Here is a 14944-nt window from a genome sequence, read left to right on the forward strand (position 1 = left end):
CGCCTGGTAAATAATCAGCGCATAATACGTTCGCCGCGCGCTACACCGACGATTCCTGAACGCGCAACTTCAACAATTTCCGCAACTTCACGCACAGCGCTGAGGAAGGCATCCAGCTTGTCGCTGGTGCCAGCAAGCTGAACCGTGTAAAGCGATGGCGTCACATCGACAATCTGACCACGGAAAATATCAGCGCAGCGCTTAACTTCTTCACGTCCGTAGCCGCTGGCCTGAATTTTCACCAGCATGATCTCACGCTCAACAAATGCACCCTGTCCCAGCTCACTGACGCGCAGCACATCGACCAGCTTGTGCAACTGCTTCTCGATCTGCTCCAGAACTTTTGCATCACCCACCGTCTGAATAGTCATGCGCGACAGCGTTGGATCATCCGTTGGAGCCACGGTCAGGCTTTCAATGTTGTAGCCACGCTGGGAGAAGAGACCCACCACGCGGGACAATGCGCCGGATTCATTTTCCAGCAGAACCGATAATACACGACGCATAATTATGTCCTCTCCGTTTTGCTCAACCACATTTCGTCCATACCGCCACCACGAATATGCATCGGGTAAACGTGTTCCGTGCCGTCTACGTTCACATCAACAAACACCAGGCGTTCGCGGCCCAGATGTTCGAGCGCTTCAGCCAGCTTCGACTCCAGCTCGTCCGGGCGATTAATCGAAATACCCACATGACCGTAAGCCTCTGCAAGACGAACAAAATCAGGCAGTGACTCCATATAAGACTGTGAGTGACGACCGGAATAAATCATATCCTGCCACTGCTTCACCATACCGAGGAAACGGTTGTTAAGGTTCAGCACCAGCACCGGAATGCCATACTGCAACGCCGTCGACAGCTCCTGAATATTCATCTGAATACTCCCGTCACCGGTGACACAGACCACGGTCTCCTGCGGCAGTGCCAGCTTCACGCCCAGCGCAGCAGGCAGGCCGAAGCCCATAGTGCCCAGCCCACCGGAGTTGATCCAGCGGCGTGGTTTATCAAACTGATAATAGAGCGCTGCAAACATCTGATGCTGACCCACGTCAGAGGTTACATAGGCATCTCCATTGGTCAGGCGGCAAATGGTTTCGATAACCGCCTGCGGCTTGATTTTATCGCTGGTGCGGTCGAACTCCAGGCACTTACGTGAACGCCACTGATCGATGCTCTGCCACCAGTCGCGTACGCTGTCATAATCCTGCTGCGCATCGCTCTGCGCCAGAATCTCCAGCATCTGTTGCAGCACCAGTTTTGCATCACCGACGATCGGCACATCCGCTGCCACGGTTTTCGAAATCGACGTTGGGTCAATATCGATATGCAGCACGGTGGCATTCGGGCAATATTTTGCCAGGTTGTTAGTGGTCCGGTCATCGAAACGCACACCCACCGCGAAGATCACGTCAGAATTGTGCATCGTCATGTTGGCTTCATAGGTACCATGCATACCCAGCATGCCTACGCACTGACGGTGAGTGCCAGGGAAAGCGCCCAGGCCCATCAGCGAGGTGGTTACCGGAATATTCAGCTTTTCGGCCAGCTCACGTAACTCATCATGACAGGCTGCATTAATTACGCCACCGCCCGCATAGATAACCGGTTTTTTCGCCGCCAGCAGCGTCTGCAACGCGCGTTTAATCTGGCCTTTGTGGCCCTGCGTGGTCGGGCTGTAGGAGCGCATGCTGACCTCATCAGGCCAGACATACGGCAGCTTGTTGGCCGGGCTCATCATATCTTTTGGCAGGTCAACCACCACCGGGCCAGGACGACCACTGGCCGCCAGCCAGAAGGCTTTCTTCATAATGGTCGGGATATCTTCCACCCGCTTCACCATAAAGCTATGTTTGACCACCGGGCGGGAAATACCCACCATGTCGCACTCCTGGAAAGCGTCGTAACCGATCAGCGATGACATCACCTGACCAGAGAGCACTACCATCGGAATTGAATCCATATAGGCGGTAGCAATACCGGTAATGGCATTGGTCGCGCCAGGGCCTGATGTGACCAGCACGACGCCGACATCACCGGTGGCACGCGCATAGCCATCGGCCATATGCACGGCACCCTGCTCATGACGGACGAGGATGTGATCCACACCGCCAACGGTTTGCAGAGCGTCGTAAATATCGAGGACTGCTCCTCCGGGATAGCCGAATACATGTTTTACGCCCTGATCGATTAACGATCGGACTACCATCTCGGCTCCTGACAACATCTCCATTTTTGCCTCCAGGCTTTTAAGGTGGTGATTTATCTGTTGCGGAGAGCGTGAGTACGCCTGGCGGCAGATAAGGTCAAAACCTGTTTTTTTTATGCTCAGATAGTGGAAGTCATTTCCAAAATCCAGGTACAGGGCGAAGCCCCAGTTTTTTGAGGTGATGGCAAATACCATAACCGTAGAAAAGTTAGCAGGCAAACGGCAAACCATACGACACGTGCGGAAATGGCTAATTAAGGCTCTGCTCCCCGGCACTTGCCGTCGAGGAATACACTGTCTGTTTACCGTTCTAAAAGCGGAATATACTGTGGCGACAGAATATACATTGTGATCGTTTTGTTATTAAAACCCAGCGGCCTTTAATGCGCGGTTGGACAAATATTTCCCATGTTCTGGGGATTGTTATTGAAGGTTGACAGCCCCGGCATTTATCAGGTATCAATAAAGTCACTTACAGAATTAATGAGGTTTGAGTTAATGATTCGTTCTAATCGCCTACTCGTTCTACTACTAAACGCATCCCCTTTGCGCGGTAGACTTGTGGGCGGAATCAATCACTGATTCAGGCCTGTAAAACCTAAGAAACCCGCGCCGATGCGCGGGTTTTTTTTTGCTCGTAGCGGCAGGCGACGTAAACCAGACAAGGATCTATTCCATGAGCGACCAAGTCATTATTTTCGATACCACACTGCGCGATGGCGAGCAGGCATTACAGGCCAGCCTGAGTGTGAAAGAAAAACTGCAAATTGCCCTGGCACTCGAACGTATGGGCGTTGATGTGATGGAGGTCGGTTTTCCGGTATCGTCTCCTGGTGATTTTGAATCCGTGCAGACCATCGCGCGTCAAATCAAGAATAGCCGGGTGTGTGGCCTGGCACGCTGTGTAGAAAAAGATATCGACGCAGCCTATGAAGCGCTGCGCGTGGCAGATGCCTACCGTATCCACACCTTCCTCGCCACCTCGCCTATGCATATCGCCACCAAACTGCGCAGCACTCTGCCAGAAGTGATTGAGCGCGCAGTTAAAATGGTGAAACGTGCTCGTAACTATACCGATGACGTGGAGTTCTCCTGCGAGGACGGCGGCCGTACCCCGATTGATGACCTGTGCCGCGTAGTGGAAGCCGCTATCAATGCAGGTGCAACCACCATCAACATTCCTGACACCGTCGGCTATACGCTGCCGTACGAGTACGCCAATATCTTCAGCGCCCTGCGCGAGCGCGTGCCGAACATCGATAAAGCTATCCTGTCTGTTCATACCCATGATGACCTGGGAATGGCGGTGGGCAATGCGCTGGCAGCGGTTAACGCCGGTGCCCGTCAGGTTGAAGGTGCCATGAACGGTCTGGGCGAGCGCGCCGGTAACTGTGCGCTGGAAGAAGTGATTATGGCGATTAAAACCCGCGGCCAGCTGATGAATGTTCAGACGCGGATTAATCATCAGGAGATTTACCGTACCTGCCAGACCGTCAGCAAAATCTGCAATATGCCGATCCCGGCTCACAAAGCCATTATCGGTTCCAACGCCTTCGCCCACTCTTCCGGTATCCATCAGGACGGCGTGCTGAAAAACCGTGAGAACTACGAAATCCTGACGCCGGAGTCCATCGGCCTGAAACAGGTTCAGCTGAATCTGACCTCCCGTTCCGGGCGCGCTGCCGTGAAGCACCGCATGGAAGAGATGGGTTACACCGAAACCGAATACAACATGGACACGCTGTACGACGCCTTTAAAGCGCTGGCAGATAAGAAAGGCCAGGTGTTCGATTACGACCTGGAAGCGCTGGCATTTATTAACAAGCAGTCGGAAGAGCCAGAATACTTCAAGCTGGATACCTTTAATGTGCAGTCCGGCTCTACCGTCATTGCCACCGCTACCGTGCAGCTGGGCTGCGGCGGCGAGCAGAAAACCGAAGCCGCGACCGGGAACGGCCCGGTGGATGCCATCTACCAGGCAATTAACCGAATCACCAGCTTCGACACTGAGCTGATCAACTATCAGCTGACCGCTAAAGGTCACGGTAAAGATGCGCTGGGTCAGGTGGATATCGTGGTGCAGTACAACGGCCGCAAATTCCACGGCATTGGCCTGGCGACGGATATCGTCGAATCATCCGCGATGGCGATGGTTAACGCATTAAATACGATCTGGCGCGCCCGTCAGGTTGAACAGGAATTGCAGCGTAAATCTCAGAACAAAGACCAAAAGGAAGCCGTATAACATGTCTCGCACTTATCATATTGCAGTGTTACCCGGTGATGGCATCGGCCCGGAAGTCATGACCCAGGCCAGCAAAGTACTGGATGCTATTCGCCAGCGTTTTAATCTGCGGATCTCCACCAGCGAATATGATGTTGGTGGTATTGCCATTGACCGCCAGGGCGTACCGCTGCCTGAAGCAACCGTGAAAGGGTGCGAGCAGGCCGACGCTATCCTGTTCGGTTCCGTCGGTGGCCCAAAATGGGAACACCTTCCACCAACGGAACAACCTGAGCGTGGAGCCTTGCTGCCGCTGCGTAAACATTTCCAGCTGTTCAGCAACCTGCGTCCGGCCAGTCTGTATAAAGGGCTGGAAGATTTCTGCCCGCTGCGCCGCGATATTGCCGACCGTGGGTTTGATATCCTGGTGGTGCGCGAACTGACCGGCGGAATCTATTTCGGCCAGCCGAAAGGCCGTGAAGGCAGCGGAATGCATGAACGCGCCTTTGATACCGAGGTGTATCACCGTTTTGAGATCGAACGTATCGCGCGTATCGCCTTTGAATCAGCGCGTAAACGCAGTAATAAAGTCACCTCCATTGATAAAGCCAACGTGCTGCAATCCTCAATTCTATGGCGTCAGATCGTCACTGAAGTGGCGCAGGATTACCCGGACGTGGCGTTAACTCATATGTATATCGACAACGCTACCATGCAGCTGATCAAGGATCCGTCACAGTTCGACGTGATGCTCTGCTCTAACCTGTTTGGTGACATCCTCTCAGATGAGTGCGCGATGATCACCGGCTCCATGGGCATGCTGCCATCGGCCAGCCTTAACGAGAAAGGCTTTGGTCTGTTCGAACCGGCGGGCGGCTCTGCCCCGGATATCGCTGGCAAGAATATCGCCAACCCGATAGCGCAGATCCTGTCGCTGGCCCTGTTGCTGCGCTACAGCCTGGATGCGGCGGATGCCGCCGATGCGATTGAGCAGGCCATCAACCGGGCGCTGGCCGAGGGTTACCGAACGGGCGATCTGGCGGGCAGCGGTAAGTCGATCGGCACCGATGAAATGGGCAGCATCATTGCCCGGTTTATTCGCGAAGCATAACAATATGAAAACACTGTACGAGAAGCTGTTTGATGCGCATGTCGTGCACGAAGCACCGAATGAAACGCCGCTGATCTATATCGATCGTCACCTCGTCCATGAGGTGACATCAGCGCAGGCCTTTGACGGCCTGCGCGCTCACGGTCGTCCGGTGCGTCAGCCGTCAAAAACCTTTGCCACCATGGATCACAACGTCTCCACCCAGTCGCGCGATATTAACGCCAGCGGCGAGATGGCCCGTATCCAGATGTCGGCGCTGATCAAGAACTGTGAAGCTTTCGGCGTGCAGCTGTTTGACCTCAGTCACCAGTTCCAGGGCATTGTGCATGTGATGGGGCCGGAACAGGGATTATCGCTGCCGGGGATGACTATCGTCTGCGGCGATTCCCACACCTCCACCCACGGCGCGCTCGGTGCACTGGCCTTTGGTATTGGCACCTCAGAAGTGGAACATGTGCTGGCAACGCAGACGCTGAAGCAGGCGCGGGCCAAAACGATGAAGGTTGAGGTACGCGGGCAGACTGCTCCGGGTATTACAGCAAAAGATATCGCGCTGGCCATCATCGGTAAAACCGGCAGCGGCGGCGGCAACGGCCATGTGGTGGAGTTTTGCGGTGAAGCCGTAGAAGCGTTGAGCATGGAAGGGCGTATGACGCTGTGCAATATGGCCATCGAACTCGGCGCTAAGGCCGGGCTGATTGCGCCGGACGACACCACCTTTAACTATGTAAACGGCCGCCGTTTTGCGCCAAAAGAGGCGCTCTGGCAGCAGGCGGTTGACTACTGGCGCACGCTGAAAACCGATGAGGGGGCGCACTTTGATAAAGTTGTGACGCTCAACGCGGCAGATATTGCGCCACAGGTCACCTGGGGCACGAACCCCGGCCAGGTGATTGCGGTCAGCGATCCGATCCCCGATCCGGCCTCCTTCAGCGATCCGGTAGAGCGGGCCTCCGCCGAAAAAGCGCTGGCCTATATGGATCTGAAACCCGGCATTCGCCTTACCGACGTGCCGGTAGATAAAGTGTTTATCGGCTCCTGCACCAACTCGCGCATTGAAGATTTACGCGCAGCGGCGGCGGTGGTCAAAGGGCATAAGATTGCTCAGGGCGTGCAGGGTTACGTGGTGCCCGGTTCTGGCCCGGTCAAAGCACAGGCCGAAGCGGAAGGGCTGGATAAGATCTTTCTCGATGCAGGCTTTGAGTGGCGCCTGCCGGGCTGCTCAATGTGTCTGGCGATGAATAACGATCGTCTCAGCCCGGGAGAGCGCTGTGCCTCCACCAGCAACCGTAACTTTGAAGGTCGCCAGGGTCGCGGCGGCCGTACCCATCTGGTCAGCCCGGCAATGGCCGCCGCCGCAGCGGTAGCCGGTCACTTTGCTGATATCCGCGAGCTGATTTAAGGAGCTGTTATGGCGAAGAAATTTACTCAACACAGCGGCATCGTGGTGCCGCTGGACGCGGCGAACGTCGATACCGATGCGATTATCCCCAAGCAGTTTTTGCAGATGGTCACGCGCACCGGATTCGGCCGCAACCTGTTTTATGACTGGCGCTACACCGACGCCGAAGGGCAGATTGCCAACCCGGAATTTGTCCTGAATAAACCCGAGTTCAGCGGTGCCAGCATTATGCTGACGCGGGAAAACTTTGGCTGCGGCTCCTCACGGGAGCATGCTCCGTGGGCGCTGACCGACTACGGTATACAGGCAATTATCGGCTCCGGCTTTGCCGATATCTTTGCCAACAACTCGTTCAATAACCAGCTGCTACTGGTAACCCTGAGTGAAGCGCAGGTGGATGAGCTGTTCCAGCAGGTGGCCGCACAGCCGGGTATGCATTTTACCGTCGACCTGGAAAATCAGCAGGTGCTGGCCGGTGAGAAAATTTATCCCTTTGAGATTGATAGCTTCCGTCGCCACTGCCTGATTAACGGGCTGGATGCTATTGGCCTGACCTTGCAGCACGAGGCTGACATCAGCGCGTACGAGCAGAAACAGCCAGCATTTTTACGCTAATACCTGCCACCACCCCCGTAGGGGTCAGGCATACCTGACCCTTTCATGCCCCGCCACACCACGCCTGACCCACAGCAGCATCCGCAGTTTAAATCACCCGCTTCTCACGCACCCGCCATGACAGCGCCAATGCCACCAGCGCCAGTACAAACGCAGCCCAGTACACCGAATGATGCCCGAAGGTTTCCGCCAGCGCGCCCTGTATCACGCCCGCCAGAATCACCCCGGTGGAAATGCTGTTGGTAAACAGCGTCGTGGCGGCACCAGGCCGCGAAGGCATCAGATCCTGAAACCAGATCATGCCAATCCCGGCAATAATGCCGATATACACCGCATTAAATAGCTGCAATATCATCAATGCGCTGCGGCTGTGGAACAGCACCAGTCCGAGATAAAATAATACCCCGCAGCCGATAGCCAACAGCATCATATTGCGTTTGCCGAAGCGTTTTACGTAGTGGCCGGCCAGCAGCATCACCGGAATCTCCAGCCCGGCGGCCGTCCCCATTAACAGCCCGGCCAGCGTATCCGGCATCCCCAGCACGCCGCTGATATAGAGCGGCATATCGATGATATACATCGTATTACAGGTCCACATCAGTACCGAACCGATAAACAACATACGCACGTCGCGGTTCTTCCAGCCGCCGATCTCAGCGATCGGTACTGCCACAGAAACCTGTGCACGCGGCACGGACGGCAGGGTAAACCAGACCAGCGCCACACAAATGACAAACAGCAGCGCGGCAACCAGAAACATGGCGGTAAAACCGTAGTTAAGGGCGATGGCAAAGGAGAGCGGCGGCCCGATTACCCAGGCCAGTGAAAGCTGGGCGCGCATCACAGAGCTGAACATCACCGCTTCACGGGCGGAGCTGTCGGCATACTCACGGGCAAGAGCAAAAATTTGTGGCATTGCCACGCTGGCTACCGCCGAAAGAAAAACCCCGGCGGTAATTAATGTCAGATAGTGGCGATTAAATGCAAACAACAGCGCATTACCCACCGCCATCGCACAGCAAAACAGAATCAGCATACGCCGATCGCCGCGACTGTCCGAACGCTTCGCCAGCAGCAGGCTGACCACAATCCCCGCCACCGCATTGACGGTGTAAAACAGCCCGACCCAGAACGGACGCACCGCCACTTCGCGGCTGAGAAACAGGCTAAGGGTAGGAGCCTGTAATGCGCCAGCAATCCCGACCATAAAAGAAACCGCCATAAAAGCCAGATACACCGGATGAATACGACGGCTAAGGAGCGATTTCATTAATAAGGCCTCGAATGGCGAAAAAGAGAGTCGACAGACCAACAGCTTAGAAGAAAACCCATGAAAAAAGCCAGCTATGCCGAAGCCAGCTGGCTGGTGAAAAGCACCATACTCAGAATACCCATCACCTTGCGCGCCGCAGGTGCGTGGTCTGCAATCGCTTACTCCAGTCACAGACTACTGTAAGCTCAGGAAGAGTCACTTATTGCCGCCTTCCTGCAACGCGAAATATCTTGGGTATTTAATTGGATGATTAAGTGCCATTCCTAAGAATGCCTCCCACTCTTTCATCTGTTGCCATTATGGCCGTAATATAAGGCAGGAAAAACAGACAGCTTTTAACACAGGGTTCCTCTTTTATGTCCTCACCCCGTTTACAGCAGCAATTTATCCGGCTCTGGCAGTGTTGCGAGGGTCAGCCGCAGGAAACCACTCTCAGCGATCTGGCAGTGCAACTCAGCTGCTCACGTCGCCATATGCGTAACCTGCTGAACGCCATGCAGGAGCAGGGCTGGCTCGAGTGGCAGGCGGAAGCCGGGCGCGGCAAACGTTCGCGCCTCTCCTTTCGCTATACCGGGCTGGCGCTGCAACAGCAGCGGGCTGAGGATCTGCTGGAACAGGATCGCATCGACCAGCTGGTGCAGTTAGTCGGCGATAAAAACCGCGTACGCCAGATGCTGCTCTCCCATTTAGGCCGCAGCTTCCGCCAGGGCAAGCATATTCTGCGCGTGCTTTACTACCGCCCACTGCTCAATCTGCTACCCGGCACACCGCTGCGCCGCTCGGAAACCCACCTCGCCCGGCAGATTTTTAACGGCCTGGCACGGATAAATGAGGAAAACGGGGAAATCGAACCGGATATTGCCCATCACTGGCAACAGCTCGCCCCCCTGCACTGGCGCTTCTATTTACGCCCGGCTATCCACTTCCACCATGGCCGCGAGCTGGAGATGGACGATGTCATTACCACCCTCGAACGGTTAAAAGAGCAGCCGCTGTTCAACCATTTTGAAAGAATTGAGTGCCACACCCCCTGGACGCTGGATATCCATCTGCGCCATGAAGATAGCTGGCTGCCGTGGCTGCTGGGCAGCGTCAGCGCGATGATCCTGCCGAAAGAGTGGCCGCATATGCGCAACTTTGCGCGCCAGCCGGTAGGCACCGGCGCTTACGCGGTTGAACGTAACCAGCACAGCCAGCTGCGTATCTCAGCCTTTGACGATTACTTTGGCTATCGCGCGCTGATTGATGAAGTAAATATCTGGGTGCTTCCGGAGATCAGCGACGAGCTGGTCTATTCTGGCGTTAAGCTGCAAAGCGAAAGTACCGATGAAAAATCAGAAGAGAGCCGTCTCGAAGAGGGCTGCTATTTCCTGATGTTTGATCAGCGATCTGAACACGGCCGGAACGAACAGCTGCGGCGCTGGATCAGCACTATCTTCAACCCGATTGCCCTGCTGAACCACAGCGGAATCGCCTATCAACGCTACTGGTTCCCGGCCTACAGCCTGCTGCCGCGCTGGCATCACCGCCGCGATATGTCGATTGCTGAGAAGCCCGAAGGGCTCACTTCACTGACCATCACCTGGTACAGCGACCATATAGAACATCAGGGCATTGCCAACGCGCTGGGGCCAATCCTCGCCGCACACGGCGTCGAGCTGATCACCCAGGAGATTGATTATGAGAGCTGGTATCGCGGCGATGCAGAAAGCGATATCTGGCTCGGCAGTGCCAACTTTACCCTGCCGCTGGAGTTCTCCCTGTTTGCCCTGCTGTACGAAATCCCGCTGATGCACCACTGCGTGCCCATTGACTGGGAAAATGATGCCCGCCAGTGGCGTGAGCAAAAGCTGCCGCTGGCCGAATGGAGCAAACAGCTGATCGACAGCAACTTCCTGCATCCGCTGTTCCATCACTGGCTGCTGCTGCACGGCCAGCGCAGTATGCGCGGCGTACGTATGAACACTCTCGGCTGGTTCGACTTTAAATCCGCCTGGTTTGCCCCACCCGAATCATGATGCTTTCGTAACAAAGACGAAGTCACTAGAATGAGCCGCGTTCATCGGCTGCGCTACCCTACTTAAGGAACGCTAAGTGTTAAAAAAAATTCTTCCTCTGCTGGTGCTGTTTTCCCTGCCTGCCCTCGCGGCCAAACAGACCCTGACGGTCTATACCTACGACTCCTTTTCTGCTGAGTGGGGGCCTGGGCCGGCAATTAAAAAAGCCTTTGAGGCGCAGTGTGGCTGCGAGCTGAAATTTGTTGCGCTGGAAGATGGCGTGTCGCTGCTGAACCGCCTGCGTATAGAAGGGAAAAACAGCAAAGCTGATGTGGTACTGGGGCTGGATAACAACCTGCTGGATGCCGCTGAAAAAACCGGGCTGTTCAGCCCGTCAAACGTAGATACCGCACAAAGTACGGTGCCGGGCGGCTGGAAGAACACCACCTTTGTGCCTTATGACTACGGCTGGTTTGCCTTCGTCTACGACAAAACCAAACTGCAAAATCCGCCAAAAAGCCTGAAAGAGCTGGTGGAGAGCGATCGTCCACTCAAGATCATCTACGAAGATCCGCGCACCAGCACCCCGGGGCTGGGTCTGCTGCTGTGGATGCAGCAGGTATTCGGCGATAAAAGCCCGGAAGCATGGCAAAAACTGGCGAAGAAAACCGTCACCGTTACCAAAGGCTGGAGTGAGGCCTATGGGCTGTTCCTGAAGGGTGAGAGCGATATGGTTCTCAGCTACACGACTTCTCCCGCTTATCATCTGATTGAAGAGAAGAAAGATCAGTACGCCGCCGCCAGCTTCAGCGAAGGACACTATCTGCAGGTTGAAGTAGCCGGGCAGTTAAAAGCCAGCAAACAGCCCAAACTGGCGCAACAGTTTATGCAGTTTGTACTGACCAAACCATTCCAGCAGACCATTGCCACCGGCAACTGGATGTATCCGGCCATCAATACGCCGCTGCCTGCCGGCTTTAACACCCTGAGCATTCCGGCCACCTCATTACAGTACAGCCCACAGGACGTGGCCACTCAGCGCAGCAACTGGATTAATGCATGGCAACGCGCCGTCAGCCGCTAATCCCCGGCTGGTTAGTTCCTGGCTTACTGGCTGCACTGCTGCTGGTCGGCGTAGCGATGATGGCGTTTTTTGCCCTGTGGCAAAATGCTCCCGCCACCGACTGGCACGCCCTGTGGCAGGACAGCTATCTGTGGCATGTGCTGCGCTTCTCCTTCTGGCAGGCACTGCTCTCTGCACTGCTGTCGGTGGTGCCCGCGATTCCGCTGTCTCGTGCCCTCTATCGTCGTCGCTTCCCGGGCCGCAGCACGCTGCTGCGGCTTTGTGCCATGACGCTGGTACTGCCGGTGCTGGTGGCGGTATTTGGTATTCTCAGCGTCTATGGCCGTAGCGGCTGGCTGGCACAACTCTGCGCACTGCTCGGCATTGACTACTCATTCACTCCTTATGGCCTGCAGGGGATCCTGCTGGCTCACGTCTTTTTCAACCTGCCGCTGGCTACCCGCCTGCTGCTCCAGGCGCTTCAGCAGATCCCCGGCGAACAGCGACAGATTGCCGCCCAGCTCGGCCTTGGCGGCTGGGCACATTTCCGTATTGTTGAATGGCCGTGGCTGCGGCGTCAGATCCTGCCTGCCGCCGCGCTGATCTTTATGCTGTGCTTTGCCAGCTTTGCCACCGTGCTGTCGCTGGGCGGCGGCCCGCAGGCTACCACGATTGAGCTGGCGATCTTCCAGGCGCTGAGTTTTGACTACGACCCCGGACGCGCCGCACTGCTGGCGTTATTACAGATGATCTGCTGTCTGGGGCTGGTCATGTTAAGCCAGCGTCTGAGCAAAGCGATCCCGGCGGGCAGCGATAGTCTGGGCGGCTGGTGTAATCCGCAGGATAGCCGCCGCGCCCGCCTGCTGGATGGGCTGCTGATCGCCGCCGTGCTTCTGCTGATCCTGCCGCCGCTGCTGGCGGTGGTGGTCGACGGGCTGAATCAGGGATTAGGCGCAGTGTTGCACCAGCCCGCGCTGTGGCAGGCAATGCTGACCTCGCTGCGCATTGCCCTTGGTGCTGGCGTATTGAGCGTGGTACTGACGCTGATGCTGCTGTGGACCAGCCGCGAACTGCGCCTGCGTCAGCGCCCGCTATGGGGGCAAACGCTGGAACTGAGCGGAATGCTGATCCTTGCGATGCCGGGAATTGTTCTGGCAACCGGATTTTTCCTGCTGCTGAACCAGACCGTGGGCCTGCCGGAATCAGCGGAGGGGATAGTTATCGTCACCAACGCGCTGATGGCGGTTCCTTATGCGATGAAAGTGCTGGAGAACCCGCTGCGCGATATCGCCGCACGCTATAACCCGCTCTGCCTGTCGCTGGATATTCGCGGCTGGAACCGCCTGCGCCTGATTGAACTACGGGCGCTGAAACGCCCGCTGGCGCAGGCGCTGGCCTTTGCCTGTGTGCTGTCGATTGGCGATTTTGGCGTGGTCGCACTGTTCGGTAATGAGAACTTCCGCACGCTGCCTTTCTACCTTTATCAGCAGATAGGGTCGTATCGCAGCAGCGACGGCGCGGTTACCGCGCTGTTACTGCTGCTGCTCTGCTTCCTGCTGTTTACCCTGATTGAAAAACTCCCGGGACGCCATGTTAAGCCTGACTAATCTGACTTATCTCTATCATCATCTGCCAATGCGTTTTAACTTTAACGTCAAGGCGGGCGAAAGAGTGGCAATCCTCGGCCCGAGCGGCGCAGGTAAAAGCACCCTGCTGAGTCTGATTGCCGGGTTTCTGCCGGTTAACAGCGGCGAATTGCAACTTAACGGCAGCGATCATCGCGACAGCCCGCCCGCCCGGCGTCCGGTATCCATGCTGTTTCAGGAAAATAACCTGTTTCCGCATCTGACGGTAGCGCAGAACATCGGGCTGGGGCTGCATCCCGGCCTGAAGCTGAATCATCAGCAAAAGCATGAGTTGCAGAATATCGCCAGCCGCGTCGGGCTGACGGAGCATTTATCGCGGCTGCCGCATCAGCTTTCAGGCGGTCAGCGCCAGCGTGCTGCGCTCGCCCGCTGCCTGGTACGTCAGCAGCCGATACTGCTGCTGGATGAACCCTTTTCAGCACTGGATCCGGCACTGCGTAAGGAGATGCTGGGCCTGGTAGATGATGTATGCCACGAACGCAATCTCACCCTGCTGATGGTGTCACACAGCATTGAAGACGCCGCGCATATTGCCCCACGCAGCCTGCTGATTGTCGATGGCAGAGTGTACTGGAACGGCGACACCGCACAGTTACAGCGCGGTGCCGTGCCGGAAGCGGCAGTGCTGGGGATCGCCTTAGAAGAACACATCCCACAGTAAATGGCGGAAAATCGGCATCATCGGATGGAACTGAATGGCACTGAAACTCACCACCGCCAGCACGATAGTTAGCGGTGCCAGCCAGCGCAGGCGCGCCAGCGGCAGATACGCCGTCGCCCAGTCGTTCTGCTTCTTTGCACGTATCCAGCGCCAACCCAGCCAGCAGCCCAGCCAGACCAGAATCGCCACCCCCAGCAGCAGCCATTTGAACAGGCCGCTGTTGGCATCTTTCGGTACATCAATCGCCACTCCGGCGAGGATCCCCGGCAGTAAATAGAGCGGCGGCCAGAGAATACAGCCGATAATATTCGGTGGGATAAACTTGCGCACCGGCAGCTCCAGCATCCCGGCTACCAGCGGGATCAGCGGGCGCGTCGGGCCAACAAAGCGCCCAACGATAATGGTAAACATGCTGTGTGCATGCAGCGCATGTTCTGTTTTATCCATCAGCTTCTGATGTTTTTTAATAAACGACCAGCGGTGCAGCGGCCCCTTAAACTGCCAGCCAATCAGATAGGAGATCCAGTCGCCTAACAGGCAGCCCAGCGTGCCAACGGCCCAGGCGGGATACAGCCCAATTTGTCCACTGCCAATCAGCGCACCAAAAGAAGCCATCAGGACCGTACCCGGTAACAGCAACCCGACCAGCGCCAGCGATTCAAAGAAGGTCACCAGCCCGACAGCCAGCAGTGACCAGGCCAAAGATTGGGTGATTAAATGTTGTAGCCAGGCTTCCATAAAAT

At 56.2% G+C, this 14944-nt stretch carries 13 protein-coding genes; 9 read left to right on the forward strand and 4 right to left on the reverse strand.

What is annotated here, in order from left to right:
• Positions 1–14: 14 nt before the first annotated feature.
• Both ilvN and ilvI read right to left on the reverse strand, forming a co-directional pair.
• Entirely contained in the window at positions 15–506 is a 492-nt protein-coding gene (gene ilvN / locus GN242_RS17675; RefSeq protein ID WP_154752683.1) for an acetolactate synthase small subunit, read from the reverse strand.
• Between the two features lie 2 nt (positions 507–508).
• Positions 509–2233: an acetolactate synthase 3 large subunit gene (gene ilvI, locus GN242_RS17680; protein WP_154752684.1), complete on the reverse strand. Its 1725-nt coding sequence runs from the start codon at positions 2231–2233 to the stop codon at positions 509–511.
• 474 nt (positions 2234–2707) lie between these two features.
• On the opposite strand from ilvI, the gene leuL reads away from it, so the two are divergent.
• The 5 genes from leuL to leuD all read left to right on the forward strand — a co-directional run bounded on the left by leuL (position 2708) and on the right by leuD (position 7561).
• Complete coding sequence (gene leuL / locus GN242_RS21945) at positions 2708–2791, forward strand: leu operon leader peptide (protein ID WP_374189542.1); 84 nt, start codon at positions 2708–2710, stop codon at positions 2789–2791.
• A gap of 94 nt (positions 2792–2885) precedes the next feature.
• Positions 2886–4454, forward strand: a complete 1569-nt coding sequence (gene leuA / locus GN242_RS17690; RefSeq protein WP_154752686.1) for a 2-isopropylmalate synthase — start codon at positions 2886–2888, stop codon at positions 4452–4454.
• A gap of 1 nt (position 4455) precedes the next feature.
• A complete protein-coding gene (leuB, locus tag GN242_RS17695) occupies positions 4456–5544 on the forward strand; it encodes a 3-isopropylmalate dehydrogenase (protein ID WP_156287930.1) in 1089 nt (362 codons plus the stop codon).
• 4 nt (positions 5545–5548) lie between these two features.
• Positions 5549–6946 (forward strand): 3-isopropylmalate dehydratase large subunit, encoded by a 1398-nt coding sequence (leuC, locus tag GN242_RS17700; protein WP_154752688.1) that lies wholly within the window; start codon positions 5549–5551, stop codon positions 6944–6946.
• 9 nt (positions 6947–6955) lie between these two features.
• Positions 6956–7561: a 3-isopropylmalate dehydratase small subunit gene (gene leuD, locus GN242_RS17705; RefSeq protein ID WP_154752689.1), complete on the forward strand. Its 606-nt coding sequence runs from the start codon at positions 6956–6958 to the stop codon at positions 7559–7561.
• An 88-nt stretch (positions 7562–7649) separates the two neighbouring features.
• Here leuD and GN242_RS17710 read toward each other — a convergent pair whose 3' ends face one another.
• On the reverse strand, positions 7650–8831 hold the full coding sequence (locus GN242_RS17710) for an MFS transporter (protein WP_154752690.1): 1182 nt from the start codon (positions 8829–8831) through the stop codon (positions 7650–7652).
• Positions 8832–9190: 359 nt separating this feature from the next.
• Between GN242_RS17710 and sgrR the strand changes: the two genes are divergently transcribed.
• The 4 genes from sgrR (at position 9191) to thiQ (ending at position 14201) form a co-directional block, all read left to right on the forward strand.
• Positions 9191–10852 (forward strand): HTH-type transcriptional regulator SgrR, encoded by a 1662-nt coding sequence (sgrR, locus tag GN242_RS17715; RefSeq protein WP_154752691.1) that lies wholly within the window; start codon positions 9191–9193, stop codon positions 10850–10852.
• Between the two features lie 76 nt (positions 10853–10928).
• Positions 10929–11915: a thiamine ABC transporter substrate binding subunit gene (thiB, locus tag GN242_RS17720; protein WP_156287931.1), complete on the forward strand. Its 987-nt coding sequence runs from the start codon at positions 10929–10931 to the stop codon at positions 11913–11915.
• Positions 11891–13501, forward strand: a complete 1611-nt coding sequence (gene thiP, locus GN242_RS17725) for a thiamine/thiamine pyrophosphate ABC transporter permease ThiP (RefSeq protein WP_154752692.1) — start codon at positions 11891–11893, stop codon at positions 13499–13501. Before thiB ends, thiP begins: the two co-directional genes overlap by 25 nt.
• A complete protein-coding gene (gene thiQ, locus GN242_RS17730) occupies positions 13485–14201 on the forward strand; it encodes a thiamine ABC transporter ATP-binding protein ThiQ (protein ID WP_154752693.1) in 717 nt (238 codons plus the stop codon). The genes thiP and thiQ overlap by 17 nt, the downstream gene beginning before the upstream one ends.
• Here the strand turns inward: thiQ and GN242_RS17735 are convergent.
• Positions 14178–14939, reverse strand: a complete 762-nt coding sequence (locus GN242_RS17735; protein ID WP_154752694.1) for a DedA family protein — start codon at positions 14937–14939, stop codon at positions 14178–14180. The two genes, thiQ and GN242_RS17735, sit on opposite strands and share 24 nt — an antisense overlap.
• Between the last annotated feature and the right edge of the window lie 5 nt (positions 14940–14944).

Source organism: Erwinia sorbitola, from assembly GCF_009738185.1.
Taxonomy (GTDB): domain Bacteria; phylum Pseudomonadota; class Gammaproteobacteria; order Enterobacterales; family Enterobacteriaceae; genus Erwinia; species Erwinia sorbitola.

Coding starts and splice junctions, on each gene's coding strand:
- leuC (WP_154752688.1), top strand. CDS start 5,549: ATGAAAACACTGTACGAGAAGCTGTTTGATGCGCATGTCGTGCACGAA.
- GN242_RS17735 (WP_154752694.1), bottom strand. CDS start 14,939: ATGGAAGCCTGGCTACAACATTTAATCACCCAATCTTTGGCCTGGTCA.
- thiP (WP_154752692.1), top strand. CDS start 11,891: ATGGCAACGCGCCGTCAGCCGCTAATCCCCGGCTGGTTAGTTCCTGGC.
- sgrR (WP_154752691.1), top strand. CDS start 9,191: ATGTCCTCACCCCGTTTACAGCAGCAATTTATCCGGCTCTGGCAGTGT.
- thiQ (WP_154752693.1), top strand. CDS start 13,485: ATGTTAAGCCTGACTAATCTGACTTATCTCTATCATCATCTGCCAATG.
- leuB (WP_156287930.1), top strand. CDS start 4,456: ATGTCTCGCACTTATCATATTGCAGTGTTACCCGGTGATGGCATCGGC.
- leuD (WP_154752689.1), top strand. CDS start 6,956: ATGGCGAAGAAATTTACTCAACACAGCGGCATCGTGGTGCCGCTGGAC.
- ilvN (WP_154752683.1), bottom strand. CDS start 506: ATGCGTCGTGTATTATCGGTTCTGCTGGAAAATGAATCCGGCGCATTG.
- leuA (WP_154752686.1), top strand. CDS start 2,886: ATGAGCGACCAAGTCATTATTTTCGATACCACACTGCGCGATGGCGAG.
- ilvI (WP_154752684.1), bottom strand. CDS start 2,233: ATGGAGATGTTGTCAGGAGCCGAGATGGTAGTCCGATCGTTAATCGAT.
- leuL (WP_374189542.1), top strand. CDS start 2,708: ATGATTCGTTCTAATCGCCTACTCGTTCTACTACTAAACGCATCCCCT.
- GN242_RS17710 (WP_154752690.1), bottom strand. CDS start 8,831: ATGAAATCGCTCCTTAGCCGTCGTATTCATCCGGTGTATCTGGCTTTT.